The following is a 25,817-nucleotide window of genomic DNA, read 5'->3' as shown; positions in this document are numbered from 1 at the left end:
CCAGCGCTGGGCGCTTAGTTATATGTCATCGTATAACATGTGATGACGCCGGACAAGAGGGGGTGTTGCCGAACGGCAGTGGGATAAACCCGCAAACAACCACAGGGTTTATAGCATGCGCGTTTGCCCTGATGCTGCGGAAACCCTTGTGGCGCACGCGATCACGCCATCACGGATGTATGATGACACATAAGTGATGCTCGGTTGAGCCAACATCAACGACAACCGGCATCGGTCGAAACCAGGCGGCACGACGGTGCGCACCGGACGGAGACGGCGCGGTGCGCACCGGCCTGGCGTGCCGTAGGGGGTCAGAGTTCGGCCTGGGTTTGCGCCAGTCCGAATTCGAGCATGGCCGGCACGAAGCAGTGATTGAGGGTGTCGCGGCGCGACAGTTTTGTGAGCACGTAGCGACGAAATGGCGTGAGCGTGGCCCAATCGCCGACGTCAGGTGGCAGCAAGTCAGCCATCTCGCATTGCCTCAGCAGTCCCGGCGGCAAGGCGTTCGTGTCCTGCCAGGCAGTAGACGCCGCATCCTCGCTGCGCTCGACCGCCTGTCCGAGATGGTCGCGGGCGATTTCCGCCAGTCGCGCCGCGAAGTCATCGTCGCCAGGCGCGCACGACGCCAGCGTATTGCGCGCTTCCTGCGGCAGGCGCTGCCAGTCGGCCAACGACAGATGCAGGCCGTTGCGATCCAGATTGAAGCGGATCGCCATCGTGATGTACTTCAGGTTCTCGCAAGCCTCGATCTCGAAAACGAAGATCGGCAAACGCTGATAAAGATGCATGGCTGTCACTCCCCGTGCGGCGGCATATGGCATGCGAACGATTGTACTCGCGCGACATGGCGCGTCGAACGCGACGCGTGTGGACGGCACAGTGCCGTCTTCCGAAAATCGACTCACATGCTTGGGAAAATTCTCAAATTCTATTTTGCGCGGGAACCTGGGCGCGGCTCGATTTGCGTGGCACGAACTGGCGGAAAGCCTTGATGGGCGGCGGATGCGGCGCGCGCATGTAGCGAGTCACGGCATGGCATGTGAAAGATCCTAGAGTCTGGGCTCTTTCCGAAAGCTGCCGGCGCTTCCTAAGGTGGGCATTCTGTGTTTTTCCGCGTTTCGACAGGAGCCGCCATGCCGTCCAAATCGTCGCCGATGCCTTTTCCCTTTCTGCCGGTTGTGCTCACCCCTTCATCGCCCGCGAAGGCGGCGCAGCGCGATCCCACGTCCGACGGTCCCGCGCGGGCTTCGGGCGCCGGCGGGCGGGCGGCGGCGCGTCATGGCGCCGAGCGCATGACGCCGCCACCCGCGTTGGACGAGGTCGGCATGCGGGCGTTTCGGGTGGAGGTCGAGCGTCGTACGGCATCCGAAGGATTGACCCTGCTCGGGGCGATCGTCCGATGAGTGCCGTTCCAGACACCGGTGCGTCGTTGGCAGGGCGCGACGCGCGCGCGGCGGGCCGCGACGCAGTGTGGATGATCGCTTCACCCCATGCGCATTGGGCAATTGCCACCGGCGACGCTCAGGCGTTGAGTGTCGTATCGGACGAAGTGCGCTGTACCCTGCATGGTGCGCCCGCCGATACCAAGACGTGGCTCGATCGCCTTCGGCACGGCGTGCTCCTCACGCACGCGCCGGCGCCGGGCACCTGGCTGGCGACGCTCGTCGACGAAGCGCTGGTGCAGGTGCTGCCCGCAACGCGCGACGGCACCGTGCCGGCCTTCGGCGAGATCTGCGACGCCTGGGTGCGTGGCATCTTCGCCGCGCCGTTCTGGACTCGCTTTCTCGCGGGCGAGTCGAGTGATATTCAGGTGCTGGCATTGCTCGCGCAGCTCTATCATCGCGCCGCGGGCGCGGACGTCCACAATCGCATTGCGGTCGAGCGTTGCACCGACATGACGTTGCGCCCGCTGTTGCTGCGGCAGTATCGCGAGCAGCGGGGGCAGGCCACGATGCTTGCGGCGGGCCTGCTGCGATGCGGGCCCTCGGCACGAACATTTCTCGACAGCGGGGCGTTCGACACCACGCACGCCCTGATCGATTTCATCATCGGGGCGGCGGGGGACATGGCGTCCTATGTCGGGTGCTGTGCGCTCTGCCAGGCGCCGGCGACCGTGCGCGCGATCAGCGAAATCGAGGCTCAGTTCGATGCGCTCGCACAACGGTACCCCTCGGCGGCCGACGGATTCGCGGCGGTCTGCGCGCACGCGAAGCATGACGCGAGCGTTAGCGCAAGCGTGCCGTTGCTCGCGCAATGGGTGGCCGAGGCGGGCGAGCCGGATGCGGCGTCGCGTCTTCGCATGCTGCGCGGGGCACGCGGCGTAGCCGCGGCCTATCGGGGGATGTTCGACGCGCTGCATCGTCTCGACGAAGATATCTGAGTCCGGCGCGCCGTCCATGCCCCCGGATGGGGCATGCGGCTCGTATAATGGCGTCCCAACGGCGGGGGCGGTTGCGGCTCCGCGCCGCCCGCCCCCTGACCATGACGACCCAACTCGCCTACCTCGCCGCGCTCGGCGCCGCCCTCTGCTGGGCCTGCAGCGGCATGATCGCCATCACGCCTGTTCGCCGGGCCGGCTCGTTCCCCTTCAATTACGCCCGCATGCTGCTGGTCTTCGCGATGCTGCTCGTTGCGCTCGCGGTGCTGCGCGGCTGGCCGTCGCTCACGCTGGAACAATGGCTGCGGCTCGCGGCGTCGGGCCTGATCGGCATTCTCGTGGGCGACACGATTCTGTACACCTCGCTTGGCCGGCTCGGGCCGCGCCGCAATTCGATCATCTTCGCGACGAACGCACCGATGACCGCCGTGCTCGGCTATGTGTGGCTCGGCGAGTCGCTCGGATGGCGCGCGGTGGCCGGGGTGGTGCTGGTGACGGCGGGCGTGGCGCTGGCCATTGCGTTCGGTGGCCGCCGGGACGATGCGCACCACTGGGAGTCGGTGCGCGGCGATGTTCGGGTAGGGGTGGCGATCGGGCTGACGGCGGCGCTGTGCCACGCCATCGGCACGTTGATCGCCAAGCCGGTGATGGCGGCGGGCGTGGACCCGGTTGGGGCGTCGGCCATTCGAGTGGGGGTGTCGGCGCTGGGTCTCACGATCGTCGCGGCACGGCGTGGGCGCGCCGTCTTCGCCAATTTCACGCCCGGTACGCTGGCGCTTACGGCGGCGTCGGGCTTCGTCGGCGTGGCCGTCGGCATGACGCTGCTGCTCTACGGCATGGGCCATGGCAACACGGGCGTCATTGCAACGCTCTCGGCGACCACCCCGGTCATGGTGCTGCCCCTGCTGTGGATTCGCACGCGTCAGCGTCCGGCGGCGGGCGCTTGGTGGGGGGCGCTGATTGCAAGTGCCGGGGTGGCGCTGATCTTCAATCGATGAGGGACACGCGCCAGCACGAGGCGTAGCCGCCTCGACCGGGCGGTCACGATTCGGAACGCCGGCGCGGCGTTGACATCGGGCGCGAGGATCGCGATGAGCGCGCGAGGTGCACCTCGCGCTAGCGCGTCATCGGAGACTGCAATGCGTCGCGGGGCTGATGCGGCGCTTCTTCGGTGAGTTGCGGCGGCGACACGGGCGGCGCAATGCTCGGTCGAGCGACGCCAGGTGTGAGCAGGCGGCGCAGCCATGCGGCCAGACGCTCGAAGATCCCCGGATCGTCGTTGAAAAGTTCCGGACGCAGCACCCGGAGATATTCCAGGATCTGTTCGGCTTCCTGAGTACCGACCGACCCGTAAATCACCGCCAGATCCAATAGCGCACGCAATTCGCCGAGCTTCTCGCGGGCTTGCAGCGGGCGCACCGACTCGACGGCGCGCTTGGCTTCGAAAACGCGTTCGCGAAGCACCGAAGCGGTGCGCCACGCGGGCGTTTGCAGGGTGGCTTCGAGCGCACGCAGGTCCTGCGCCGAACTGACGATCTGACCGGCGAGCGATTCCACGATACGCTCTTCGCCTTTCGCCTCGCGCACGATGCCTTCGGCCCAGCGGCTCGCCTGGCGCGACATGTCCTCGCGCGTCCACTCGGGGCGAGAGACGAAATAGAACCCGTGCTGGCGCGCCTGATTCAGGATGATCGAGACGACGTCGGGGAATTGCTTGTCGAAGGTGCGTTTTGCCCAGGCGTAGTGGCCGCCGGCGAGCAATTGCGCCACCGCGGCTTCGGTGAGCGGCACCGTGCTGTCGAGCAGGCGGGCGCGCAGGAAGTCGTCGAACGGCGGCGGGGTGAAGTGGCGATCGACGGCGGCGCTGATGCGCACGAAGGCGTCGAAATCCTTCTTCAGATCGGCAAGGGCGGTATCGGAGAGGGTCAGGGCGATGCGGCTCATCGTGACGGACTCCCGGTCACGGCCGCTGTGCGCCGACGTGCGGGCGCGTGTGCGCCGGCCGGTGCGGCGTCTGTTCGAGTGCGGCAAGCCACGGGCGCTGTCGCCGAAGCTCGTGCCACGTGCATCCCCATTGCGCGTGAAGTCATTTGCAGCGATACGTAAGCGTTGCGCTGCGGTCGTGGCCGAGCGCTGTGAAGATGGCCGGATGGGCGCACGAACCGGCGTCCCGGTGTGCGGGGTCCCATGGCAAATATGGCGTCGATTCTGGCGTACGCGCCGCCAGTGCGTCACCGCGAGCCGACCGGGCGCCACGGAAAACTCAGGATCTCCGGTGCGCACGGCAGGCGTCTGGATGGGTCAACGGCAGATCGGTGGGAAAACTTTAGCGACGGCCGGTCATTTTTCTTCGGTGACCGGGCGCAGCAGGTAGACGGCGAATCGCGACCGGGCGTCGAGCCAGACGCGTTCGACATCCCAGCCGGCGGAGGCGGCCAATGCCCGGAACTCCGTTTGTCCGTACTTGTAGGAGTTCTCCGTGTGGATGGACTCGCCGGCGGCGAAATCGAAGCGGCGGCCGAGCACCGTCGCCTGGAAGGGGCGCTGCGCCACCAGATGCATTTCGATGCGGCTGGCGCTGGCATTGAAGCGGGCTTCGTGACGGAAGGCGTCGAGCGGCAGGTCGCCGTCCAGCTCCCGGTTGATGCGCGTGAGCACATTCAGGTCGAAGCGTGCCGTCACGCCACGCGCGTCATCGTAGGCCGGCAGCAGCACCGCGGGGTCCTTGCAGGCGTCGACGCCCACGACCATGCGGCGGCGCGGGCCGAGCATCTTGCCCACGTGGGCGAGGAATGCCGCAGCCTGGCCGGGCGCGAAGTTGCCGATCGTCGAGCCGGGAAAGAAGCCGAGTCGAGGACCCTGCGTGTTCTGCAACTGCGGCGGCAGGCGGAATGGCCGGGTGAAGTCGGCGCGCACCGGCAACATGGGAATGCCGGGGCAGCGGCGGGCGAGCGTGGCAACGGCGTCGTCGAGGAAGTCGTCGGCGATGTCCACGGGCACATAGGCGCGCGGCGTGACGAGGGCATCGAGCAGCAGTGGCGTCTTGCGGCTCGAGCCGCTGCCGAATTCGACGACCACGGCGTCGGGGCCGATCACGTCGGCGATGGCTGCCGCGCATTCGCCGAGCAGCGCGGTTTCGGTGCGTGTCTGGTAGTACTCGTCGAGGCCGGTGATTTCCTCGAAGAGTTCGCTGCCACGCCGGTCGTACAGCCAGACGCTGGGCAGGGTCTTGGGCGTGTGGCCGAGACCGTCGAGCACGTCGGTGGCAAAGGCGTTTTCCGGTAACGACGGGCAAACGAACGCGGTGGCTTGGGTAGCTTGCGACATCAGCGGTCCTCCGCGAGCCTCAGGCCGCAGAATTGCCAGCGCTGATGCGGGTAGAAGAAGTTGCGATACGTGGAACGCGTGTGGCCGGGCGGTGTGGCGGCCGAGCCGCCGCGCAGCACGAACTGTCCGCACATGAATTTGCCGTTGTATTCGCCGACTGCCCCCGCAGCCGTTCGGAAACCCGGATAGGCGACGTATGGACTGGCGGTCCATTGCCAGACCGGGCCGAAGCATTGCGTCATTGCGGGCGACGTGGCTGATGCCGCGTTCGCCGCGACTTCCCACTCTTGTTCTGTCGGCAGACGCTTGTCCGCCCAGCGGGCGAAGGCGTCGGCTTCGAAGTAGCTCACGTGCTGGACTGGCGCGTCATCGTCGACGGGCTGCATGCCCGCGAGTGTCATCGATTGCCACTGGCCGTCGCGCAACTCCCAGTAAAGCGGATGGCTCCAGCCGTCGCGCTGCACCGTAGCCCATCCGTCGGACAGCCACAGGCCGGCCATGCGGTAACCGCCGTCCTCGATGAACGCTCGCCATTCGCCATTGGTCACCACGCGCGAGGCGATGGCGAAGGGGCGCAGCAGCACGTCGTGCGCGGGGGTTTCGCAGTCGAAGGCGAAGTGCTCGTGCGTCGCGCCTTCATGGCCGACGCGGTATCGTCCGCCGTCGTGCTCGATCCATTGCAGCGGACCCGCGGCCTCGATGCGGCGCGGCGAGGCGAAGTGAGCGGGGCGCAGCGGATTCTGCGCGAACAGATGCAGCAAGTCGGTGTGCATCAGTTCCTGGTGCTGCTCCTCGTGATGCAGGCCGAGTGTCACGAGGGCGGCGACATCCGGATGCAGGTCGGCGTGCAACAGCAACGCGCGCATGGCGGCGTCGACATGGCGGCGGTAGGCGAGCACGTCGTCGAGCGTGGGGCGCGTGAGCAGCCCGCGCTGCGGACGCGGATGTCGCGGGCCGGCCGCTTCGTAATACGAGTTGAAGAGATAGGCAAAGCGCGGATCGTAGGGGCGGTAGCGCTGCCCGCAGAGGTGCGCGGGCTCACCGAGCAGGAAGGTTTCGAAGAACCAGGTGGTGTGGGCGAGATGCCACTTGACGGGGCTCGCATCGGGCATCGACTGCACGGTGGCATCGGCATCCGACAGGCCTTGCGCGAAGGCGACCGACGCGGCTCGCACCGTATCGAATCGTTCCGGCAGCGACGCGGCGGACGTCAATACCCGGATCGACGGGCCGTCGCGCGCGGTGCGGGATCGGGGAGCTTCGGGGGAGGCGCCGGAGGGCGCCTCGGCTTGCGACGTACGACAGGGCAGGGTCATGGGACACACCGTACTGTGAAACGTGCTGCCTATTGTAGACCGGTTGTTCCGGCGCCGTGTGACGGTTCGTAACTGGGGTTGACGGCGCGGGGCCGTCGGTTGCGAGGGGCCGTTAGGTCAACCAGCCGGTCAGGCCGAGCAGGCTGCCGCCGGCAATGAGCCACAACGGGTTCCAGCGAGTGCGAAGCGTGATGACGATGGCCACGAGCGTGACCAGAGCGCGTGCCGCATTGATGTCGATTTCTCGCGCGAGCAAGGCGCTGCTGGCGGCGAGCAGGCCGACGGTGATGGGCGCGAGGCCCGCGCGAACGGCGCGCACCCACGGCGACGTTTCGTGGCGATCGACCCAGCCGCCGACGAGATAGGCCAGTAGCGAGCTGGGGGCGCATTTGGCGAGTGTGGCGGTGAATGCGCCGGGGAGGCCGGCCGCTTGCAGGCCGATCAGCGTGACGGCCATGCCATTGGGGCCGGGGGCGGCCTGGGCGAGCGAAAAGAACGTGACGAACTGCGCGTCGGTGATCCAGTGGCGGGTTTCGACGGCGTAGCGATGGATGTCGGCGAGCGTGACGTTGGTGCCGCCAACGGCGAGCAGCGACCAGAGCGAGCCATGCAGGAACAGGTCGAGGAGCGTATTCACGAGGCGGCGTCGCGTTTTCGGCGAAGGTGATGAGCCGTGACTATCGCGCAGGGGCCGAGCACGCCGAGCACGAGCAACAGCGGCAGGCCAAGCACGAAACTGCCGACGAACGTGGCGGCGGCGAACGTGGCGGTGGTCCAGTGTCGTTCCAGCCCGGCGAGCAGTCGCAATGCGGTGGCGATCACGAGGCCGGTGGCGGCCGGCATCAGGCCGGAGAGCAGGTGCTGGACAGTGGGCGTTTGTCCCCAACGCGCGTAAGCGAAGCCGACCAGGATGATGACGAGGGTCGGGCAGGTGTAGAGGCCGGCGACGGCGGCTGCCGCGCCGCGGGGACCACGGAAGCGGCGTCCGAGTACGGTGGCGATGTTGGCGACGTTCGGGCCCGGGAGCAATTGGGCGAGCGGCAGCAGTTCCGCGAATTCACGGTCGGTGAGCCAGCGGCGCTGATCGACGATCATCCGGCGGGCCCAGGGCAGCACTCCCCCGAAACCCGTGGCGCCGACGGTGCCGAAGGCGAGGGCCAGTTCCCAGCAGGTGGGCGGGGTTGGCGTACGGGCGACGTCGGAAGTGGCGCTGGGGGAGTTGGAAGCGCGGGGCGCGGTGGTGGCAGTGGGATCGGTGCTCACGATTGTCCGTTACCGGCGGGGCCATGGAGCTCGTGTTCGAGCCGGACGACTTCCTGGGCGACGAGTGCGATGGCGTTGCGGATTTCCATGAGCGCGGTGTAGAGGGCTTGCGCGTTCTGAGGGGATTGCAGTGCAACGTCGCGGGCGGCGGCTTCGATGGCGTCGAGCGAGAGGGCGATGCGGTCGAGATTTTCCAGCATGGGTCGATCTCCGATGGCGCGCGCAGAGCGTGCATGCCCTCATGATACCCAACTGACGTATCGCGGTGGGGGATGTTAGAATGCGTGCCCTTGCCGGGGTGATGAAATTGGTAAACATAGCGGACTTAAAATCCGCCGCCTTCGGGCTTGCCGGTTCAAGTCCGGTCCCCGGTACCACTAAGGCTTCGCGCCACATCAAGACAGACACAGTAATCCCTATCGTTTCAGGGGCTGGTGTTGGATGTTCCGTTTCAGTCGCTGTGCAGTAGCGTAGTCAGAAGAAGCTTAAGAACGCTATTTTTGCTTGTCAGTGCACCAGATTTGCACCGAAATTTGCACCAAAAAGTTCACGAATTCTCAACTGTCTGACGCCAGATGGAAGTCCTAAGGCTCCTCGTCCCGAACGGGGCGGCGAGGCTCCTTTTGAAGGTGTTCGATGGCGAGCCGTTCGACTTTCAAAGTCCTTTGCCTTGTGCGCAGGCGCTCGCTCAGTTGCAAATGCTCACCGAATGGCGTCCTGACAAAAATTCCTTGATAGGCTCTGTGAGTAACGACACTGTCGAGTTGCACATCTCACATGTCTTCATGCGAGGAAATGGCACGCGGTCCCGAGGGCGCTTACTGACGAGTGGCGAGGGGTCGATACTTGTTGGATCGTTTATGTCTTCAGGTTATGGCCGCTTCATTACCGCAGTAGTCTTGGTATTGGTGGGCGTTATGCGCTTCGGTGGGCTGTTCGGTGGCCTCTGTCAAGCGGTTACACAAGCATCCAGTCTGCTCAATGCACTGACCGTCACCGGATTCCTGCTGGTATGGGGGCAGGCGTATGTCTAGTGGGGTGGCTCGTGGTATGGAATGGCGCACCGGCACGCAAGGATGTTCTGGTGATCTCGACAGGCATCCGGAATGCGTTGCGCGAGGGCGGGACGTAGTTCAAGTGTGCCGCTAGCACGCACGACTGGCAGAAGTCGGCCAAGATCGGTCGTTCGACCTTGAGATCAAAGTCGTCGAGAATCAATGTCCGTTGCCGATGCTATTCGGTTCAAACGTGATTCAATTTGCGAAAAATCATAAAACGTCTTATGCGAACATCTCACTACTTTTCGCTTCTACTTCTTGTGCTCGCAAGTGCGACATGGGCCGACAATTTTTCCGGTGGCGACGAAGTTTTCATCGTCATGGATTACGGAAGTCTTGACTTGACTCGACTACATCAGCTAGAGGAAGAACTGGACGTCATAGCAAAGCAAACAAATTCCGGGAAGCTTGATGGAGATGAAGTTGCGATAGACGGAAGCAAAGCGACGATTTATATGAAGAGCGTGGATGCCAATCGCCTAATTGAGGCAATACGACCGGCCCTAAAAGGGCATGATTTTTCACGCGATGCACATATAAGCTTTAGCCGCTAGGAACTTACGACTGCCGCCAACTGGACGTTCAGCCAAACGTCTTTTTCGGGACGGAAACGGACTCTCGTGACCGGCGGCAATCGGTCAATTTCGGTCAGTCGACGTGACCCGACCAGATCGTCGACAATTCGACATTATCAAGAGCGGCGTTGGATGGATGGAGGCAAATATGGGACCCAAAAGGCAAGAGCTGATCGAGGTGTTGGCCAAACTCGCCGATCTACTTGAAATCAACGGGGGACAGCACTGGCGCGCTTGGTTGCTTCGTGCCAAAGCTCGTTTAGAAAATTCGGATTACTCCGGTATTGAATATTTGCTTCAGGCGTACGGAGGTATGGGCTCGTTCAATGACTTTGTTGCGCCACAGCGCGCTATAGAGGGGCAGCTCACCGGGAAATCCGGGTACTTCGAACTGAACGATGAGATAGATGCTTTAAGAACTAAGGCGTGGGAGATTGCAACAGACATAAAGCGCAGCCACAAAGTCCAGCGCATCTGATCATTGAATTCATCTCGACTAACCGCATCAGGCAGATCTCGGCCAGTTGCAGTCACTAGCCCGTCCCGCAAAAATTGCCATTTAAACGGCGGGTTCGCATCCCAATCCTGCCAATTGCCCAGGTCTGCATCGCGGAACCGGACGAGCCGCATACAGCGACCGCTATTTATTCCCTGCGTGAGACGATTTCGACCGCAACGCCGAAGTTTCAACCTCTCCTGCAAGCATCGCAATGGTGACCGTCCCGAACTTTTTCAGCAGGACAGCCTCGGCTTCGAGAAGCGTCGCCGAAAGATGGGCATTCACAGCTTGTTCGACAAGACATTCCGGATGATCCTCCGAAACAAGATGCGAGAAAAGCGAAGGTTCGCCGACCGCACGGTAGACGTCCAGTAGCGTGATGTTTTCGAGGGGTTCCGCCAGCACCCAACCGCCTCCGTGCCCTTTCTCCGAAGTGACGTATCCAATATCGCGCAGGCCGCTGAACAAGCGCCTCACGACGACGGCGTTCGTGCACAGCATTTCACCGAGCGCTTCGGAGGTGAGCGGACCATCCGCATGCTTCATGTGAATCAACGCGTGCAAGACGCGAGACATGCGGCTATCGGTCTTCATCGTGGGCACTCATCTCAAGAAACTTTTCAAGTTGCGTAAAAGTTTAACATGGCGCTATCATGCAACTTGCAATGTTGCGTGATGATCTGGAGAGGGAACGTATGGACGAGCACTACGATGTCATCGTGATCGGCGGCAGCTTCGCCGGTCTTTCCGCCGCAATGCAGCTGGCGCGCGCGCGACGGCGTGTGCTTGTGCTCGATAGCAGAACGCCACGCAATCGATTCGCATCACACGCTCATGGTTTTCTCGGGCAGGATGGCAAGGCGCCCGGCGAGATCATCCATGAGGCGACGGCGCAACTCTCGGCGTATCCGACGGCGCACGTCGCGACAGGCGAAGCACGCACGGCGGAGCGTGTTGACGATGGCTTCATCGTCACGCAAAGCAGTGGGAGCATCGCAAGCGCGGATCGATTGATCCTTGCGACGGGTGTTCGAGACGAACTGCCCTCTCTCCCCGGCCTGGATGAACGATGGGGTATCAGCGCGCTGCATTGTCCGTATTGTCACGGTTACGAAGTCGCGGACAAACGGCTCGGCGTCCTGGCGACGCATTCATTATCGATTCATCAGGCGATGCTCGTTCCCGATTGGGGGCCGACAACCTGGTTTACGCAAGGCATAGTCGAGCCGTCGCCCGAAGAGACTGCGTTGCTCGAAGCCCGAAATGTGCGAATCGAACGGGCGCCAGTCGTGGAAGTGCTTGGCGACGTACCCAACATGACAGGCTTGCGTCTCGCCGATGGCCGTGCCATCGACATCGATGCACTGTTTGTGGGGCCGCGCACCCAGATGGCAAGTCCGCTCGCAAAGCAGCTCGGATGCGAGTTCGACGAAGGTCCGATAGGTCCCGTTATCCGCGTGGACGACTGGAAGCAGACCACCGTTCCGGGAGTGTTTGCCGCTGGCGATGCGGCAAGCGCATGGTCCAACGCGACGTTCGCCTCGGCCGCCGGCGTTGCAGCGGGCGTCGCGGCACATCGCTCGCTCATTTTTGGCTTGTAATCGATCGTGGAAGTGGCCGCATTCAACCGGCCGTGTGTCAAGTGACTCGGCTGGGTCGAAAACGGACTCGCGTGACCGGCCGCAATCGGTCAAGAGCGGTCGCTCGACGTAGATTCCCGATGCGGTGATAATTGGTCCCCAATCTCGACACCTTGCCATCCACGCAATGGAACGCGCTCGAATCACGGACCCATCGCTTCTCTCCGTGCAAACCGAATTGTCATCGAGAGAACCGATTTTCCACCGGCCAGAGCGTGGAACCGACCGTGCGGCTTTCGAATCGATGACCGACGCCAGTTTTTGGGAGGTGGGAGCGTCGGGACGACTCTATAGTCGGCAGTACGTGCTCGACACGCTGGAGGAGCGATACGCCAGCCCGGTCGAAGACAATTGGGAGACGAAGGACTTTTTCTGTCAGGAAATTGCTCCCGACACTTACCTGCTGACATATACGCTGCTGCAGGGCGCTAAGACTACACGGCGCGCGACACTTTGGAGGCGTTCATCCGAAGGCTGGAAGATCCTCTACCACCAAGGGACGATCGTTGAATCTCTGTAATGGATCGGGAGGGTTTTTCGATTGGGATGAATCGACGTGTGTCTTTGGTGGTTCCAGAGCGAGCGAGACGACGTTGTTCGTCTGAGTGCGGTCAGAAGCGGACGATTGACGTCTGTGCTGGGTTCTTCGGCGATCTGCAACGACCGGCCACGACTTGATGTCGTTAAACAAATCTTCTTCGACATGGCACACGAATACCTCGTCATTTTTCAATACCACGAACCTGAACCACGACAGCTATTCGAGCGCGGAGTGATCGAAGATTATGAATCGATGACCGGAGTTTTCATCGCGGCGGAGTCAGCAGAAGATGCTTTGATTTGGTGCGAGGCAATCGCCCAAGAGGTCCTTTCGTGCTGCAATAACGACAGGTCGATAGAGTGGAAGCAGTTGGGGTATTCGTGTCGGATTGAATCCGATCCCGACACATCGCCATGGAGTCATTGTTTGGGCTTCTTTCAGCATGTGCGGGTCGGCGAAATGCCCAATGTCGACGCCATGGGTACCAACGCCTACGTTCTCTGGCAGAAGAGATAGTACAACTCTCCCACCACACGCTGTCCCAATGACTGATTTTGAGAAATGCGAGGGGCCGCATTGGGTCGGAAGCAGTCATCCGTGACGAGCATTTCCCAAGGTGATCACTTCCGCAACGGTGCACCAAACGTGCGCCGATTTTTCAAACGTCTCAAGCCACCTTTGCACGCGGATCGTCGATGAATTGCTGCGCGATTTCGTATCGGACGCCCTGGCGATCCTGTATTCGCACGTGCTTCACCACCAACGCCAACGCAGTGAGGAAGGTGTCGGCGCGCTCGTGCCGCTCGTATGCCGCCTGATCGACCCAGCCCTCGACCAGATGAAAGAGGTTGGGGTCCGTAAGATCAGCCGCAAATGCGTAGTAGACGCATCCCGGCATCCGCCTCGCGGCCGTCATTTCCGGAATGACGGCGTCGATGAAGGTCTGCCGATCCGAAGGATGCACGCGGTAGTAAGCGGTGACGACAATGCCTGTCGAGACGTTCTTGTCATGATCCGCCGGCGATCGCCCGTGGTCGGGAAACTGCGCGCTGTAATCGCCGGGAATGGTAGATGGGTGCATGTTGGGCTCCGATGAAGTCGACCGGGTTGGGCTTCGCTGGGCGGGCGCGAGCAAGACGACGCTCAGGCGGGCGAGAACGCCGTTGCCGCAGCGACGGTGTCGAGCGCTTCGCGAAGCAGTGCAACCTTTCCGTCTCGCGCGACAAGTCGTCCCGCGTACATCTGGCGGTAGATTTTTCCCGTCGACGGAACCAGAGCTTCGACTTCGTACTCGGCGAACACCTGCTCAGGTGTCTCGATCAGAAAGCGTGCGTTGTGAAATCGGAAGTCGGGCACCTTCGCAAGCAACGACGCGATGAAACGCTCGATCGCTTCAGTACCCCGGGCATGCGCATCGATGCCGAGCGATTTCAAATATGGCAACTCCAGTACGCCGTCATCGGCGAACAGCGCAGCGGCCTTACGTGGATCACGAATGGCCTGGAGGTAGTCGGTAAGCAGTTGGGTAGCGTTTTTCATGATGAATCCGATCAAGTATCAAAGCGTGTTCAAGGACGACTGTGAAGTCCATGGCGTCCAGAATAGATACCTGACATGATTCTCGAAATAGAAAAGATTGAAATTTATTGTTGCGTTATTGAAATGATCGCTCTCGGGCGCATCCGGCAATCACTTCGGCCATCGCCAGGTCGGTTCGCTCAGGTGTTCGGCAAAGTAGTCCGACAAAGCGCTCACCTTGGCCGGGCGCGCGCGCGCCGACGGTGTGACGAAATACAGCCCGCCTTTCGTCAACGACCAGTCGGTCAGAATCGCTTCGAGCCGGCCATCGCTCAGATACTCCGCCGCGATGAATTCCGGCAACTCGGCAATCGCCAGACCTTCGAGCAGCATCGGTAACAAGGCATCGGAATTCGTCACGCGCAGCGGGCCGTTCGGCAGCACAGGTTCCTCGTCGCCGGCGTCGTTGACGAAGCGCCATACATCGCTGCGCGCGCGATAGGCATAAGACATGCAAGGCCGGTCCACCAGCTCGCGCGGATGCATGGGTCGTCCCTCGCGGGCGAGATAGCCGGGCGAGGCGACCACATATTGCGTGACCGCGCACAGACGCCGCGCCACCAGCGACGAATCGGGTAAAGCGGCGATGCGCAGTGCCGCATCGAACCCGTCGGCCACCAGATCGACGGTCGAGTCGGCCAGATGCAGATCGACCTGCACGTCCGGATAGCGGCGGAAGAACTCTGGCATCAGCGGCGCGACCCAGCGCAGCCCGAACGACATCGGCACCGCAAGTCGCACGAGCCCGCGCGGCTGCACCGACAACTCGCGTGCCGCACCCTCGGCAGCCTCGGCCTGCCGATAGATCTCTCCCGCCTTCTCGCATAGCGTCCGGCCAAACTCGGTCAACGCGAGCTGGCGCGATGTGCGATTGAGCAACCGCGCACCCAAACGCTCTTCCAGCCGTGCAACGCCGCGCGACACCGTGGCGACCGACACCCCCATCTCGCGTGCCGCAGCCGCGAACGAGCCTTCCTCCGCCACCTTGGCGAACATCGCGAGCCCTTCGAAATCAGGAAGCTTCGACATAATCACTCTTCATTTCAAATTTGCAACGTTAGTTTTCAATTGATTCTATTTCGAAAACATGGGTCCGTCGATATTCTTCACACATCGCAGCAAACAACTCGCCGCGAACGCCGAATCCCGGCGCAACCACCGACATCACCGAAACGAAGGAGTTACACCATGGCACGCAAGCTCGAAAACAAAATCGCACTTGTCACCGGCGCCACCAGCGGTATCGGTCTCGCCACCGCTCAGCGCTTTGCCGCCGAAGGCGCGCACGTTTATCTGACTGGTCGCCGTCAGGCCGAACTCGACGCGGCCGTCGCATCGATTCGCGACGCCGGCGGCGCGGCCACCGGCCTGCGCATCGATTCGACGAAACTCGACGAACTCGATGCGCTCTACGCGCAAATCGGCAAAGCCCACGGGCGTCTCGACGTGCTGTTCGCGAATGCCGGCGGCGGCTCGATGCTCGCCTTCGGCGACATTACCGAAGCGCATTACGACGAAACGTTCGATCGCAACGTGAAGGCCGTGCTGTTCACGGTGCAGAAGGCGCTGCCGCTGCTGGCGGACGGTGCGTCGGTGATCCTGACCGGCTCCACGGCCGGCAGCTCCGGCACGGCGGCGTTCAGCGTGTACTCGGCGTCGAAGGCGGCAGTGCGCGCATTTGCCCGCAACTGGATTCTCGACCTGAAGCCGCGTCACATCCGCGTGAACACGATCAGCCCGGGGGCGACCCGCACGCCCGGCCTGCTGGATCTTGCCGGCGACGACGCCGCACAACGCCAGGGGCTGGCCGATTACCTCGCCGCGCAGATCCCGCTGGGGCGCCTGGGCGAGCCCACGGAAATTGCCAGCGCGGCCCTGTTCCTCGCCTCCGACGACGCCAGCTTCGTCAACGGCGCGGAGCTGTTCGTCGACGGCGGTCAACAACAGATCTGAACGGGATGAGCGCCGGGCCCGGTTGCCGACTGCGCACGACGCGTGGTGGCGCAACCGGGCGGCGCCGGAGGACGCATCATGATCGAACATCGCCCGTTTGCGACGTTGTCCACGCTCTCGCGTGACTGGCTCAAGGCCCGATTGCACTTCCGCGTGGGCTATCCCGGTCACCCGACACATTGCGCCCCGGCGCCGTTGTTGGTGTGGAACGACGACGAAGTGGCGCCGCGCTCAGGCTTCGGGCTGCATTCGCATCGCGACATGGAAATCGTCACGTGGGTGCGCTCGGGTGCCATCACGCACGAAGACGATGCGGGCAATCGTGCGCGTCTGGTTGCCGGCAGCGTGCAGGCCATGCATGCAGGCACGGGCATTCACCACGCCGAGCGCAATGAGGAGGCGGTACCGGCGCGGATGTTTCAAATCTGGCTGCGGCCCCGTGCGCCCGGCGGCACGCCGAGCTGGACGATGCGGAGCTGCTTCCCGGGGCGGCGCGACGGACGCTTCGTGACGCTAGCGAGCGGCGATCCTGCCGATGTGCGGGCCGGGGCGTTGCCGATCGACGCCGACGCGCGCGTGAGGATTGCCACCCTGCGCGAAGGGGCATCGATTCGCGTTGCCCTGGCGTCGCCTCATGCGGCGTACTTCGTGCCCGATCACGGCGGAATCGACCTCGCTGGGGTACGGCTCGATGCACGCGACGGTGCGCTGGCGACGGACGAAGACGACGTGTCTCTCACAGCATTGAGCGACACCGACGTTCTGATGGTCGAGCTGTTGGGCGGCAGCGAGTGACGCGCGATCATCCCCGCAAGTGATTGCCTTCCCCGGAGCGTTTCCCGCCATTCGGCCACTCCGGCAGGAGGCTTGACCGATACGACGTCGTGCCGACGAACGCGAGGCACGTCGGCGTTTGCGCTATTTCGCGCCCCGAGTCGCGCCCCGAGGCTTGAGCACCGACGCCATGTACTGCGTCGCGAAGTCGACAAACGCCCTCACTCGCATCGGCATCGCGCGTTGTGCGGGATAGACGATGTGCGCTTCGAGCGGCGTCGCGTGCCATTTGGGCAGCACCCGCGCGATGCTTCCCGACTGCAAGTCTTCTTCCACGAGCCACTCGGGCAGCACCGCGACGCCGAGCCCCATTCGCACCGCTTCGCGAATGCTGGCACTGCCCTCCGTGACAAACAATGGCTCCATTTCGAGGGTACGACTCACAGACCCCGAGTGCAGCGCGACCTGCCTTGGCCCCCCGAACTGACTCCCTGACAACCCGATCCACGGAAGCCTGACCAACGCATCGGGATGGCCCACCTTTGCATGGTCCTTGAGGAGCGACGGTGACGCGACGACGAATCGCCGGATCTCGCCCAGCGAGCGCGCCACGACCCGATCGTCGGTCAACGTGCCGGCAAGAATGCCCGCATCGCATCCCTCTTCGATCATGTGCAAGGGCCGGTTCGTGTACCCCAGTTCGATGCGCACCGCCGGGTTGGCCTGAAGGAAGCTGCTGATCAGGCGGCTGACCACCGACTGACCGAAATCGATGGTGGAGAAGACGCGAATCCGTCCGCTCAATGTGGTCTCACTCGTGCGCAACCGGGCCTCGAATTCCTCGGCCATCGAGAGTAACGCGCGAGCGTCGGCAAGGATTTGCTGACCCGTGTCGGTCAGACTCATGCGGTGCGTGTCGCGGCGCAGAAGCTCGGCGCCGGACGCGGTCTCGAGCGCCCGCAACTGGCGGCTCAGCGTGGGCTGGCTCACCCGAAGCCGACGGGCGGCCGAAGAAATGCTGCCACTGTCGACGATGGCGACAAAGGCGCGAAGAAGGTCGAGATTGTCGAAGATGCTCATACGAAAAAAGCATAACCGATATTTGGATTATGCGGCTACCGTTTAACCAGGTGTCCCGCGAGAATTCACTCATCGCAGTCAACCCACGATGTTTTCTCAAAGGAGATTTGCCATGAACACCCAAGCCCACAACACGGAATTTGCCAAGGTCGCGATCGTCACGGGCGCCTCCCGCGGTATTGGCGCCGCCATTGCGCGGCGCCTCGCGGCGGACGGCATTGCGGTCGTCGTGAATTACGCCGGACGCGAAGCCGATGCCTTGCGCGTGGTGGAATCGATTCAGGCGGCGGGCGGTCGTGCGGCGGCCGTGCGCGCCGATGTGACGGTTCCTGCGCAGGTGGCGGCGATGTTCGATACGGCCGTCACGCTGTTCGGCGGCGTCGACATTCTTGTGAACAACGCCGGGATCATGCAGCCCGGGCTGGTCGCGCTCGTCGACACCGACGACGCCCTGTTCGATCGTCTGGTCGGCATCAACCTGAAGGGCACCTTCAACACGTTGCGCGCCGCGGCCAGGAAGATGCGTCCGGGCGGTCGCATCGTCAATTTCTCGAGCAGCATGAACGGCCTCTCGCAGCCCGGTTACTCGGTCTATGCGGCAACGAAGGCCGCTGTCGAGACGATGACCAACATCTTCGCCAAGGAGCTGCGCGGCCGGAACATTGCCGTCAACGCCGTGGCGCCGGGCCCGACGGCCACGGAACTCTTCCTCAAGGACAAGACGCCGGAGCAGATCGACCGCATCGCCAAGGCGCCGCCGATGGAGCGCCTCGGCGAGCCGGAAGACATCTCCGAGGTGGTCGCCTTCCTCGTGAGCAAGGCGGCGAGCTGGATCGACGGCCAAACCATTCGTGTCAACGGCGGCATCATCTGAACCCGGTCACGGCAATCACGAACAAGGAGATCCAAATGAAGCAAGTGATCGTAGTGACCGGTGCTTCGAGCGGCTTCGGCCGCCTGACGGCGGAAGCGCTCGCGCAGGCGGGCCACACGGTGTATGCAAGCATGCGTGCGACCGAGGGCCGGAATGCGGCAGTCGTGGCGTCGATGGCGGAATTCGCCGGCACCCACGGCTTGGACCTTCGTACCGTCGAGCTCGATGTGGCATCGCAAGTCTCGGTCGACCAGGGCATCGGGCAAATCGTCGAGCAAGCGGGGCGCATCGACGTCGTTGTCCATAACGCCGGCCATATGGCCTTCGGGCCGGCCGAAGCCTTCCTGCCGGAGCAGTTCGCGCAGCTGTACGACACGAACGTCGTGGGCGCCCAACGCGTCAATCGGGCGGTGCTCCCACACATGCGAGCGCAAAAGCGCGGGCTCCTGCTGTGGGTGTCGAGCAGCAGCTCCGCCGGGGGAACGCCGCCCTACCTCGCGCCGTATTTCGCCGCGAAAGCGGCGATGGACTCGCTCGCCGTTCAATATGCGCGCGAACTCGGGGTGTGGGGCGTCGAGACATCGATCGTCGTGCCGGGCGCATTCACCTCGGGCACGAATCACTTCGCGCACGCCGGTCGCCCCGACGATCAGGGCGTGCTGGACGAGTACGAAAGCGGTCCTTGCGCAGGATGGGGCGAGCGAATTCAGAACGCGTTCGCCGCCATCGTGCCGCCCGAGGCCGACGCAAGCGACGTCGCTAGCGCTATCGCCAAGGTGGTCGACACGCCGTTCGGGCAGCGTCCGTTCCGGGTGCACATCGATCCGGCGCAGGACGGTGCGGATGTGGGTTTTGCCGTACTCGATCGTCTCAGGGCCGAAATGCTGCATCGCGTCGGCATGTCCGAATTGCTTCGCCCCCGGGTTTACTGACCCGAGGTCCCAACGAAACGTCACGGAGAATTCTCATGAAGATTCGACATCTCGGCCAGAATGGTCCTGTCACGTCGGCTATCGGGCTGGGTTGCATGGGCATGTCCGATTTGTACGGGCCGGCCGACCGTCGCGAAAGCATCGCGACCATCCACGCCGCGCTCGAAGCCGGCATCACGCTCCTCGACACGGGCGATTTCTACGGCATGGGGCACAACGAAATGCTTATCCGCGATGCCTTGTCGACGTTGCCGCCGTCACGCCGGGATACGGCCGTCATCAGTGTGAAGTTCGGTGCGTTGCGCGATCCCGCGGGCGGCTGGCATGGGTATGATGCCCGCCCGCAGGCCGTGCGGAATTTCGTCGCCTATTCGCTGCAACGGCTCGGTGTCGATCATATCGACATCTACCGTCCGGCACGACTGGACCCGGCGGTGCCGATCGAAGAGACCGTGGGGGCGATTGCCGATCTGGTCAAGGCGGGATATGTGCGCCACGTCGGCTTGTCCGAGCTGAGCGCCGATTCGATCCGACGTGCGGCAAGCGTGCATCCGATCAGCGACCTGCAAATCGAATACTCGCTGATTTCCCGCGGCATCGAAGATGCCATCCTGCCTGTATGCCGCGAACTCGGCGTTGGCATCACGGCTTACGGCGTGCTCTCTCGCGGCCTGATCAGCGGTCATTGGCAAGCGGGCGCGAAGCCGAATGACTTCCGTGCCGCCAGCCCGCGCTTTCAGGGCGAGAATGTTGCGCACAACCTGGCGCTGGTCGACGCGCTTCGCTCGATGGCCGATCGCAAGGGGGTAACGGTTGCCCAGCTCGCCATTGGTTGGGTCGCGGCACAGGGCGCGGACATCGTGCCACTCGTTGGTGCGCGCACGCGAGAGCGTCTCCATGAGGCGCTGGGCGCCGTCGGGCTCACGCTCGACGCGGCTGATCTTGCCGCCATCGAGCGGGCGATTCCCAAGGGCGCGGCGGCCGGGGGGCGGTACGCCCCCGCGCTTCTGGCCGAACTCGATAGCGAACAACAACGCTGACGGCGCGTCGCCGGTGTCGCGATATCGCTCGCAAGAAGCACGATGGCGCATGACGAAGCCAACTGAGTTAAACGGCAAATGCCCCGACATCCCGGGGCATCTGTCTTCGGTCCGGTGCGTTGCGTCACCGGCTTACCGGAACATGGGCGAAGCGGCCGAGAGCACTCCGAGCACGTACAGGGCGCCTTCGGCGAGAACGGGCAGCAGCGGCATGGCGATTCTCCTTGAGTTCGGCTTTGCGCGTGATTGCGTGAGCCGTTGAATGCAGTATCGCGCCGATGCGAATGCGTCGAAACTGCGATTAATACGGCTCGGAAGACCAACGGGATGGGGCTTGCTTGTAGCGACATGGTCGCCTGAAGGCCCGATATCCCGAAGCCACGATACGCTGCCGTCTTCGGATCGGGCGTCAGATCCACTGATCGTTTGCCACCGTCCGTTCGCCGACAGCCCCGTCTCCGGTGTTGACGACGCCGCGCGGTTCGATCAGCAGCAGCTTGACTTCGCCGGCGGCACAGGGCTTGTGCTCGACGCCGCTGGGTACGACGGCCATCTGACCGGCGCGCAGCGTGATGGTGCCGTCGCCTGTCATGCCTCCGCGAAGTTCGATACGCAATTCGCCATCGAGCACGATGAAGGTTTCGTCGGTATCGTTGTGCACGTGCCAGACGAAGTCGCCATGGAGTTTGACGACCTTGAACTGATAGTCGTTCATCTCGGCCACGACGCGTGGTTGCCAATAGCCGTCTATCAGGCCGATCTTTGCGGTCAGATCGATCGCTTCGCATTGACCGCGCTGCGACGGTGCGGCGTGTTGGGGGGATTCGGGCATGTTTCTCTCCGTAGCTTGAGTGCACGTCGAGCATACGGCGCAGGCCCGCACCGGTATTGAACGATTGTGGGTCGTGTGGCAGGCGTGTATGGGGCGTGTTCAGCGACGGGACGCGTGCGCGACGACCTGAAGCCAGCGACCGGGCGTGATGCCGAAGGTTTTGAGAAAGTGGCGCGTCATGTGACTCTGGTCGGCGAAACCGGCGTCGGCGGCCGCGTCCGCGAGCGAACTGCCGCAAGCCAACAGGCGACGCACCGCATCGAGACGCCGCATCGTCAGATATCGATACGGGCTGGTGCCGTAGAACAGGCGAAAGTCGTGCGACAGGCTCCAACGGTCGCGTTCACTCGCCGCGGCCACCTCGTCTAGCGTTACCACGCGCGTGAAATTCGCCTGCAGATAGTCGCGCGCGCCGCGCGGCGCGATAGTCGCCCGTGTTTCCCTTTCCATGCTGGTGGGGCATGCCTGCCGCGGCGGCCAGGGCATGCGCGAGTTCGGCAAGCGCGTCGCTTTGCTCGAGCGGCTCGAGCGTGTCGCCGACATGCTGGAGCAGGGTCTGCGTGGCCGAGGCGATTCGCGCGTCGGTGGTGATGCCGCCCGGAATGAATGGCAGGGCACGGCCGCCGAGCACGTCCTGGAAAAGTGCCGGTGGCACATAGATCATGCGGTAACGAAAGCCTTCGCGGGTGCCGGCCTGCCCGTCGTGCGCTTCATCGGGATGCAGCACGATCGTGTTGCCGGGCAGACTGTCGCGCCGGCCGCGCCGGTAGTTGAAGCGCTGAACGCCCGCGAGCGTGCGACCGATCGCGTAGGTATCGTGGCGGTGCATGGCATACGCGTTGCCCTGAAACCAGGCTTCGATGCGCTCGATACCTTCCGAGGGTTCCGCGCGTCTGACCCAGTCAGTGCGCGCAGCGGGGGCTGTTCGTGGCATGGTGTGCGTTGCGGGTGACCGCGGTGGGCGCTTCGCGCGAGCGCGAAGCCGAGCCTGCAGCATGCCACACAATCGAAAAGTCCTGCATCGTCAGGGCGTTTCGCCGTCGCAGGGCCTCGCTCCCGCGAAATATCACTTGAACGTGCGCAGATAGGCAATCAGGTCGGCAACCTTGCGTTCGTTGCCGATGCCCCAGAAGCGCATCTTGGTGCCAGGCACGGTCTTGCCCGGGTTGGCGATGAACGCGGCGAGTGTCTTGTCATCCCACACGATCCCGGACTGCTTCATCTCCTTCGAGTAGTCGAAGTCCGCCAGACTGCCGGCGCGCCGGTTGACTACGCCGTTGAGTTGCGGTCCGAACCCCGACGCCGCCATCGGTCCGATCGAATGGCACGACGCACACCGCGCACCGAACAGCGCCTTGCCCGCCTCGACGTCGCCCGCCGCTCGTGCAGCCACCGGGATGACCGTGAGAGTCGTGAGCGCCGTGATGGCCGTGATGGCCGTGATGGCCGTGAGCGCGCCAGCCACCACGCCGCGAGCACGGCGAACACGCGTCGGACGGAGGCGCAGGCGCAAGGGCGGGAGGGAGGATCGGGCTGTCATCGTGAGGTACGGAAAAGGCGGCAGGAAAGACAATCCGCTAACTTACCTCTTTCCCGGATGCGCGACCAGCGAATCTGAATTCGCACGGTGCGACATCCTGTCGCGACCGCCGATCGTCGCAGAGGCCGCATCGATACCCCCCGTCACGAAAAAACGCCAGCGCGCCCCGGGAGGCGTCGCTGGCGGTGCGTGTTGAGTGTCACCGAGGTCCGCTTCCGACGCGGCGCTCGGAAACGCGTGGCCTCGGATCATTCGATCAGGCGGCTCCCTTGATCACGCTCTCCGGCAGGTCGCGGCCGTGATACTTCTTGTAGATCGCGTTGAGCTTGCCGTTCTTCAGGTTGGTCTTCACCCAGTTGTTGATCCACGCCTTGAGTGCCGGCTGGTTTTTGTTGAGCGCGATGCCCAGATCGAACTCCTTCTGCGCGAACTTGAGTTCGAGGTGCTTCTCCGGCGCACGCTTTTGCATCTCGCCAAGGTTCGACGGCGTGCTCGAGAAGATGTCGACCTGACCGGTGACCATCGACGTGATCAGCGTCGCATCGTCCTCGTAGCGCACGATTTGCGCGCCCTTGGCGTTCTGCGTCGTGAGGGTGTCGTTGACGGTCGCGCGCGTGAGACCGACGCGCTTGCCGTTCAGATCGTCATAGCCCTTGATGACGATATTCTTGGGGCCGCCCACGATGATCGAAATGACGGCGTAGGGAATCGAGAAGTCGATCACCTGGGCGCGCTCGGGCGTGATCGAGAGATCGGCCACCACGATGTCGGCCCGGTTCGCCTGTAACGTGGGCACGCGCGCCGCGTTGGTGACCGACACGATATCGAGCTTCACGCCCAGATCCTGCGCCAGCAACTTGGCCGTGTCGACGTCCGAGCCGGCCGGTTGCAGATTCGCGTCGGCGAACGAATACAGGGGTGTGCCCATGGCGATCGCCACCCGGATCTTCCCGGCTTTCCGGATGTCGTCGAGCTGATCGGCGAGCGCGGCGTGCGCCATGGCACCGAGCAGGACGGCGGCGCACGCCTGCGTGGCAAACGTCTTGAACGACTTGAGCTTCATGCAAGGGTCTCCTTCGTTGGATGTGTTGTGATGCATTGCGGGCGTCGGCGCGCCCAGGATTACAAGCCGTTGGCAAGAAACGCTCGCAGTTCGGGCGTTTGCGGGTCGTCGATCATTTCTCCTGGACCGACTTCCCACACCTTGCCCTGATGCATGTAGATGATCTGGTCCGCCACCCGCTTCGCGAATGCCATTTCGTGCGTGACGAGCAACATCGTCATGCCGTCGGCAGCGAGGTCCTCCATCACGCGCAGCACTTCGCCGGTGAGTTGCGGATCGAGCGCGGACGTCACTTCGTCGAACAGCATGACCTTCGGCGACATGGCGAGCGAACGCGCGATCGCCACGCGTTGCTGCTGGCCGCCCGAAAGTTGCTCGGGATAGCTCTCGGCTTTGTCGGAGAGGCCAACCTGCGCAAGGACACGCCGCGCGACGTCCTCGGCCTCGCTGCGTGTCATGCGCTTGACGTGACGCAGCGCGAGCATGATGTTCTCGCGCACGCTCAGGTGCGGAAACAGGTTGTAGCTCTGGAATACGATGCCGACCTCGCGCCGCAACTGGTGCAGATCGACTTTCGGATCTTCCACGCGGATGCCGCACACCTCGATCGAGCCGTCGTCGATGGTCTCGAGCCGGTCGATGCAGCGCAAGGCCGTGCTCTTGCCCGAGCCGCTCGCACCGATGATCGCCACCATCTGGCCGCGCTCCACTTCGAACGACACCCCCTTGAGGACCGGGTTGTCGCCGAAGCGCTTGTGAATCTGATTGACCTTAACGATTGCCGACATTGAGCCTGTCCTCCAGGGCGGCGCTCCAGCGCGAGAGCGGGTAGCACAGCGCGAAATAAAACACTCCCACGAGCGAGAACACGAGGAAGGGCTGGAAAATCGAGTTGTTGATGATCTGCCCGGCGCGCGTCAGCTCGACGAAGCCGATCACGGAAGCGAGCGACGTCATCTTGATGATCTGCACCAGAAAGCCAATGGTCGGGGGGAGCGACAGACGCACGGCCTGCGGAATGATGATCAGGCGCAGCGTCTGCCAGCGTGAGAACGACAGGCACTCGGCCGCCTCCCATTGCGCGCGCGGCATCGCTTCTACGCAGCCACGCCAGATGTCGCCAAGATACGCACTCGTGTAGACCATCAGCGCCAGCGCGGCGGCCACGATCGCGGGCAGTTCGAAGCCGTACACCGACAACCCGAAATAGACGATGAACAGCAGGATGAGCAGCGGAATGCCCTGAATCGCCTCAATGAACACCTGCGAGGGAAGGCGCAGCCAGCGACGCGGCGAGATGCGCGCGAGCATTACCAGAAAGCCCCCCGCGCTGCCGAGCACGAAGGCAATGAGCGAGAGCACCAGCGTCCAGCCGATCGACTGCACGAGGTAGAGGAAGTACGTCCAGGAAAAGTTGCCGATCATGAGGCGCTCCGTTGTGCGGCACTGCCGGTCGACGTACCTGCCACGCCACCACTCCCGGCCGTTCCCGCCGTTCCCGCCCCGCCCGGCGCGTTGCCGCTGCCCGCGCGCACCGCCGCGGCCCGGCGGCGCG

The 25,817-nt window shown here is 63.5% G+C and carries 30 protein-coding genes, 1 tRNA gene and 1 pseudogene; 14 read left to right on the top strand and 18 right to left on the bottom strand.

Annotation, left to right across the window (positions count from 1 at the left end; all coding sequences use genetic code 11):
* Positions 1-311 precede the first annotated feature (311 nt).
* A complete protein-coding gene (locus PMO31116_RS22520; RefSeq protein WP_150568647.1) occupies positions 312-788 on the bottom strand; it encodes a nitrate reductase associated protein in 477 nt (158 codons plus the stop codon).
* Positions 789-1,133: 345 nt separating this feature from the next.
* Here PMO31116_RS22520 and PMO31116_RS22515 point away from each other — a divergent pair, with 345 nt between their 5' ends.
* From PMO31116_RS22515 to PMO31116_RS22505, 3 genes are all read left to right on the top strand, one after another.
* Positions 1,134-1,403 carry a hypothetical protein gene (locus tag PMO31116_RS22515; RefSeq protein WP_150568646.1) on the top strand — a complete coding sequence of 90 codons (270 nt, stop codon included), beginning with the start codon at positions 1,134-1,136 and terminating at the stop codon, positions 1,401-1,403.
* Positions 1,400-2,380 (top strand): hypothetical protein, encoded by a 981-nt coding sequence (locus PMO31116_RS22510; RefSeq protein WP_150568645.1) that lies wholly within the window; start codon positions 1,400-1,402, stop codon positions 2,378-2,380. Before PMO31116_RS22515 ends, PMO31116_RS22510 begins: the two co-directional genes overlap by 4 nt.
* 101 nt (positions 2,381-2,481) lie before the next feature.
* Positions 2,482-3,375 (top strand): DMT family transporter, encoded by an 894-nt coding sequence (locus tag PMO31116_RS22505; protein WP_150568644.1) that lies wholly within the window; start codon positions 2,482-2,484, stop codon positions 3,373-3,375.
* 118 nt (positions 3,376-3,493) lie between these two features.
* On the opposite strand, the gene PMO31116_RS22500 is transcribed toward PMO31116_RS22505, so the two are convergent.
* The 6 genes from PMO31116_RS22500 to PMO31116_RS22475 all read right to left on the bottom strand — a co-directional run bounded on the left by PMO31116_RS22500 (position 3,494) and on the right by PMO31116_RS22475 (position 8,483).
* Positions 3,494-4,321, bottom strand: coding sequence for a DUF4088 family protein (locus PMO31116_RS22500; protein ID WP_150568643.1), 828 nt, complete (start codon positions 4,319-4,321; stop codon positions 3,494-3,496).
* A 396-nt stretch (positions 4,322-4,717) separates the two neighbouring features.
* Positions 4,718-5,704 (bottom strand): L-histidine N(alpha)-methyltransferase, encoded by a 987-nt coding sequence (egtD, locus tag PMO31116_RS22495; RefSeq protein ID WP_150568642.1) that lies wholly within the window; start codon positions 5,702-5,704, stop codon positions 4,718-4,720.
* Entirely contained in the window at positions 5,704-7,020 is a 1,317-nt protein-coding gene (gene egtB, locus PMO31116_RS22490; protein ID WP_150568641.1) for an ergothioneine biosynthesis protein EgtB, read from the bottom strand. The genes egtD and egtB overlap by 1 nt, the downstream gene beginning before the upstream one ends.
* Positions 7,021-7,132: 112 nt before the next feature.
* A complete protein-coding gene (locus tag PMO31116_RS22485) occupies positions 7,133-7,657 on the bottom strand; it encodes a chromate transporter (protein ID WP_150568640.1) in 525 nt (174 codons plus the stop codon).
* Complete coding sequence (locus PMO31116_RS22480; RefSeq protein WP_150568639.1) at positions 7,654-8,283, bottom strand: chromate transporter; 630 nt, start codon at positions 8,281-8,283, stop codon at positions 7,654-7,656. The genes PMO31116_RS22485 and PMO31116_RS22480 overlap by 4 nt, the downstream gene beginning before the upstream one ends.
* On the bottom strand, positions 8,280-8,483 hold the full coding sequence (locus tag PMO31116_RS22475) for a hypothetical protein (RefSeq protein ID WP_023594466.1): 204 nt from the start codon (positions 8,481-8,483) through the stop codon (positions 8,280-8,282). Before PMO31116_RS22475 ends, PMO31116_RS22480 begins: the two co-directional genes overlap by 4 nt.
* Before the next feature lie 92 nt (positions 8,484-8,575).
* Between PMO31116_RS22475 and PMO31116_RS22470 the strand changes: the two genes are divergently transcribed.
* The 3 genes from PMO31116_RS22470 to PMO31116_RS22460 all read left to right on the top strand — a co-directional run bounded on the left by PMO31116_RS22470 (position 8,576) and on the right by PMO31116_RS22460 (position 10,394).
* Positions 8,576-8,660 (top strand) — tRNA-Leu (locus tag PMO31116_RS22470).
* A 246-nt stretch (positions 8,661-8,906) separates the two neighbouring features.
* Positions 8,907-9,317, top strand: coding sequence for a hypothetical protein (locus tag PMO31116_RS22465; RefSeq protein WP_147291580.1), 411 nt, complete (start codon positions 8,907-8,909; stop codon positions 9,315-9,317).
* Between the two features lie 681 nt (positions 9,318-9,998).
* The gene (locus PMO31116_RS22460; RefSeq protein ID WP_217424772.1) at positions 9,999-10,394 is read left to right on the top strand and encodes a helix-hairpin-helix domain-containing protein; all 396 of its coding nucleotides are present in this window, start codon (positions 9,999-10,001) and stop codon (positions 10,392-10,394) included.
* Positions 10,395-10,556: 162 nt separating this feature from the next.
* Here the strand turns inward: PMO31116_RS22460 and PMO31116_RS22455 are convergent, their stop codons facing one another.
* On the bottom strand, positions 10,557-11,009 hold the full coding sequence (locus PMO31116_RS22455) for an Rrf2 family transcriptional regulator (protein WP_150568638.1): 453 nt from the start codon (positions 11,007-11,009) through the stop codon (positions 10,557-10,559).
* 101 nt (positions 11,010-11,110) lie between these two features.
* On the opposite strand from PMO31116_RS22455, the gene PMO31116_RS22450 reads away from it, so the two are divergent.
* The 3 genes from PMO31116_RS22450 to PMO31116_RS22440 all read left to right on the top strand — a co-directional run bounded on the left by PMO31116_RS22450 (position 11,111) and on the right by PMO31116_RS22440 (position 13,112).
* Positions 11,111-12,016 carry an NAD(P)/FAD-dependent oxidoreductase gene (locus PMO31116_RS22450; protein ID WP_150568671.1) on the top strand — a complete coding sequence of 302 codons (906 nt, stop codon included), beginning with the start codon at positions 11,111-11,113 and terminating at the stop codon, positions 12,014-12,016.
* 166 nt (positions 12,017-12,182) lie between these two features.
* The gene (locus PMO31116_RS22445) at positions 12,183-12,575 is read left to right on the top strand and encodes a nuclear transport factor 2 family protein (protein ID WP_150568637.1); all 393 of its coding nucleotides are present in this window, start codon (positions 12,183-12,185) and stop codon (positions 12,573-12,575) included.
* Between the two features lie 114 nt (positions 12,576-12,689).
* On the top strand, positions 12,690-13,112 hold the full coding sequence (locus PMO31116_RS22440; RefSeq protein ID WP_246185441.1) for a hypothetical protein: 423 nt from the start codon (positions 12,690-12,692) through the stop codon (positions 13,110-13,112).
* Between the two features lie 151 nt (positions 13,113-13,263).
* Here PMO31116_RS22440 and PMO31116_RS22435 read toward each other — a convergent pair whose 3' ends face one another.
* The 3 genes from PMO31116_RS22435 to PMO31116_RS22425 all read right to left on the bottom strand — a co-directional run bounded on the left by PMO31116_RS22435 (position 13,264) and on the right by PMO31116_RS22425 (position 15,203).
* Entirely contained in the window at positions 13,264-13,677 is a 414-nt protein-coding gene (locus PMO31116_RS22435) for a putative quinol monooxygenase (RefSeq protein ID WP_150568636.1), read from the bottom strand.
* Positions 13,678-13,739: 62 nt separating this feature from the next.
* Complete coding sequence (locus PMO31116_RS22430; RefSeq protein ID WP_150568635.1) at positions 13,740-14,135, bottom strand: nuclear transport factor 2 family protein; 396 nt, start codon at positions 14,133-14,135, stop codon at positions 13,740-13,742.
* A gap of 150 nt (positions 14,136-14,285) precedes the next feature.
* Entirely contained in the window at positions 14,286-15,203 is a 918-nt protein-coding gene (locus PMO31116_RS22425; protein ID WP_023872168.1) for a LysR family transcriptional regulator, read from the bottom strand.
* Positions 15,204-15,362: 159 nt separating this feature from the next.
* Here PMO31116_RS22425 and PMO31116_RS22420 point away from each other — a divergent pair, with 159 nt between their 5' ends.
* Together PMO31116_RS22420 and PMO31116_RS22415 are read left to right on the top strand one after the other, a co-directional pair.
* Positions 15,363-16,127 carry an SDR family NAD(P)-dependent oxidoreductase gene (locus PMO31116_RS22420; protein ID WP_150568634.1) on the top strand — a complete coding sequence of 255 codons (765 nt, stop codon included), beginning with the start codon at positions 15,363-15,365 and terminating at the stop codon, positions 16,125-16,127.
* Between the two features lie 78 nt (positions 16,128-16,205).
* The gene (locus tag PMO31116_RS22415) at positions 16,206-16,922 is read left to right on the top strand and encodes a pirin family protein (RefSeq protein WP_150568633.1); all 717 of its coding nucleotides are present in this window, start codon (positions 16,206-16,208) and stop codon (positions 16,920-16,922) included.
* Positions 16,923-17,045: 123 nt separating this feature from the next.
* Here PMO31116_RS22415 and PMO31116_RS22410 read toward each other — a convergent pair whose 3' ends face one another.
* Positions 17,046-17,981, bottom strand: coding sequence for a LysR family transcriptional regulator (locus PMO31116_RS22410; RefSeq protein WP_150568632.1), 936 nt, complete (start codon positions 17,979-17,981; stop codon positions 17,046-17,048).
* 112 nt (positions 17,982-18,093) lie between these two features.
* On the opposite strand from PMO31116_RS22410, the gene PMO31116_RS22405 reads away from it, so the two are divergent.
* The 3 genes from PMO31116_RS22405 to PMO31116_RS22395 are packed head-to-tail and all read left to right on the top strand — an operon-like array spanning position 18,094 to position 20,827.
* A complete protein-coding gene (locus PMO31116_RS22405) occupies positions 18,094-18,855 on the top strand; it encodes a glucose 1-dehydrogenase (protein WP_150568631.1) in 762 nt (253 codons plus the stop codon).
* 35 nt (positions 18,856-18,890) lie between these two features.
* Positions 18,891-19,787: an SDR family oxidoreductase gene (locus PMO31116_RS22400; RefSeq protein WP_150568630.1), complete on the top strand. Its 897-nt coding sequence runs from the start codon at positions 18,891-18,893 to the stop codon at positions 19,785-19,787.
* A 35-nt stretch (positions 19,788-19,822) separates the two neighbouring features.
* Positions 19,823-20,827 (top strand): aldo/keto reductase, encoded by a 1,005-nt coding sequence (locus PMO31116_RS22395; RefSeq protein ID WP_150568629.1) that lies wholly within the window; start codon positions 19,823-19,825, stop codon positions 20,825-20,827.
* 409 nt (positions 20,828-21,236) lie between these two features.
* Here the strand turns inward: PMO31116_RS22395 and PMO31116_RS22390 are convergent, their stop codons facing one another.
* The 6 genes and pseudogenes from PMO31116_RS22390 to PMO31116_RS22365 form a co-directional block, all read right to left on the bottom strand.
* Positions 21,237-21,659, bottom strand: a complete 423-nt coding sequence (locus PMO31116_RS22390) for a cupin domain-containing protein (RefSeq protein WP_150568628.1) — start codon at positions 21,657-21,659, stop codon at positions 21,237-21,239.
* A 99-nt stretch (positions 21,660-21,758) separates the two neighbouring features.
* A pseudogene (locus tag PMO31116_RS22385) lies at positions 21,759-22,593 on the bottom strand (AraC family transcriptional regulator).
* Between the two features lie 132 nt (positions 22,594-22,725).
* A complete protein-coding gene (locus PMO31116_RS22380) occupies positions 22,726-23,199 on the bottom strand; it encodes a c-type cytochrome (RefSeq protein WP_150568627.1) in 474 nt (157 codons plus the stop codon).
* 256 nt (positions 23,200-23,455) lie between these two features.
* Positions 23,456-24,199, bottom strand: coding sequence for a transporter substrate-binding domain-containing protein (locus PMO31116_RS22375; RefSeq protein ID WP_425494823.1), 744 nt, complete (start codon positions 24,197-24,199; stop codon positions 23,456-23,458).
* Between the two features lie 122 nt (positions 24,200-24,321).
* On the bottom strand, positions 24,322-25,050 hold the full coding sequence (locus PMO31116_RS22370; protein ID WP_023594477.1) for an amino acid ABC transporter ATP-binding protein: 729 nt from the start codon (positions 25,048-25,050) through the stop codon (positions 24,322-24,324).
* Positions 25,034-25,687: an amino acid ABC transporter permease gene (locus PMO31116_RS22365; RefSeq protein ID WP_150568625.1), complete on the bottom strand. Its 654-nt coding sequence runs from the start codon at positions 25,685-25,687 to the stop codon at positions 25,034-25,036. Before PMO31116_RS22365 ends, PMO31116_RS22370 begins: the two co-directional genes overlap by 17 nt.
* Positions 25,688-25,817: the final 130 nt, after the last annotated feature.

The organism is Pandoraea morbifera (assembly GCF_902459575.1).
GTDB lineage: Bacteria > Pseudomonadota > Gammaproteobacteria > Burkholderiales > Burkholderiaceae > Pandoraea > Pandoraea morbifera.
This window is presented reverse-complemented; position numbering and strand designations above follow the sequence as displayed.

Coding starts and splice junctions, on each gene's coding strand:
- PMO31116_RS22520 (WP_150568647.1), bottom strand. CDS start 788: ATGCATCTTTATCAGCGTTTGCCGATCTTCGTTTTCGAGATCGAGGCT.
- PMO31116_RS22515 (WP_150568646.1), top strand. CDS start 1,134: ATGCCGTCCAAATCGTCGCCGATGCCTTTTCCCTTTCTGCCGGTTGTG.
- PMO31116_RS22510 (WP_150568645.1), top strand. CDS start 1,400: ATGAGTGCCGTTCCAGACACCGGTGCGTCGTTGGCAGGGCGCGACGCG.
- PMO31116_RS22505 (WP_150568644.1), top strand. CDS start 2,482: ATGACGACCCAACTCGCCTACCTCGCCGCGCTCGGCGCCGCCCTCTGC.
- PMO31116_RS22500 (WP_150568643.1), bottom strand. CDS start 4,321: ATGAGCCGCATCGCCCTGACCCTCTCCGATACCGCCCTTGCCGATCTG.
- egtD (WP_150568642.1), bottom strand. CDS start 5,704: ATGTCGCAAGCTACCCAAGCCACCGCGTTCGTTTGCCCGTCGTTACCG.
- egtB (WP_150568641.1), bottom strand. CDS start 7,020: ATGACCCTGCCCTGTCGTACGTCGCAAGCCGAGGCGCCCTCCGGCGCC.
- PMO31116_RS22475 (WP_023594466.1), bottom strand. CDS start 8,483: ATGCTGGAAAATCTCGACCGCATCGCCCTCTCGCTCGACGCCATCGAA.
- PMO31116_RS22455 (WP_150568638.1), bottom strand. CDS start 11,009: ATGAAGACCGATAGCCGCATGTCTCGCGTCTTGCACGCGTTGATTCAC.
- PMO31116_RS22450 (WP_150568671.1), top strand. CDS start 11,111: ATGGACGAGCACTACGATGTCATCGTGATCGGCGGCAGCTTCGCCGGT.
- PMO31116_RS22445 (WP_150568637.1), top strand. CDS start 12,183: ATGGAACGCGCTCGAATCACGGACCCATCGCTTCTCTCCGTGCAAACC.
- PMO31116_RS22435 (WP_150568636.1), bottom strand. CDS start 13,677: ATGCACCCATCTACCATTCCCGGCGATTACAGCGCGCAGTTTCCCGAC.
- PMO31116_RS22430 (WP_150568635.1), bottom strand. CDS start 14,135: ATGAAAAACGCTACCCAACTGCTTACCGACTACCTCCAGGCCATTCGT.
- PMO31116_RS22425 (WP_023872168.1), bottom strand. CDS start 15,203: ATGTCGAAGCTTCCTGATTTCGAAGGGCTCGCGATGTTCGCCAAGGTG.
- PMO31116_RS22420 (WP_150568634.1), top strand. CDS start 15,363: ATGGCACGCAAGCTCGAAAACAAAATCGCACTTGTCACCGGCGCCACC.
- PMO31116_RS22415 (WP_150568633.1), top strand. CDS start 16,206: ATGATCGAACATCGCCCGTTTGCGACGTTGTCCACGCTCTCGCGTGAC.
- PMO31116_RS22410 (WP_150568632.1), bottom strand. CDS start 17,981: ATGAGCATCTTCGACAATCTCGACCTTCTTCGCGCCTTTGTCGCCATC.
- PMO31116_RS22405 (WP_150568631.1), top strand. CDS start 18,094: ATGAACACCCAAGCCCACAACACGGAATTTGCCAAGGTCGCGATCGTC.
- PMO31116_RS22400 (WP_150568630.1), top strand. CDS start 18,891: ATGAAGCAAGTGATCGTAGTGACCGGTGCTTCGAGCGGCTTCGGCCGC.
- PMO31116_RS22395 (WP_150568629.1), top strand. CDS start 19,823: ATGAAGATTCGACATCTCGGCCAGAATGGTCCTGTCACGTCGGCTATC.
- PMO31116_RS22390 (WP_150568628.1), bottom strand. CDS start 21,659: ATGCCCGAATCCCCCCAACACGCCGCACCGTCGCAGCGCGGTCAATGC.
- PMO31116_RS22380 (WP_150568627.1), bottom strand. CDS start 23,199: ATGACAGCCCGATCCTCCCTCCCGCCCTTGCGCCTGCGCCTCCGTCCG.
- PMO31116_RS22375 (WP_425494823.1), bottom strand. CDS start 24,199: ATGGCGCACGCCGCGCTCGCCGATCAGCTCGACGACATCCGGAAAGCC.
- PMO31116_RS22370 (WP_023594477.1), bottom strand. CDS start 25,050: ATGTCGGCAATCGTTAAGGTCAATCAGATTCACAAGCGCTTCGGCGAC.
- PMO31116_RS22365 (WP_150568625.1), bottom strand. CDS start 25,687: ATGATCGGCAACTTTTCCTGGACGTACTTCCTCTACCTCGTGCAGTCG.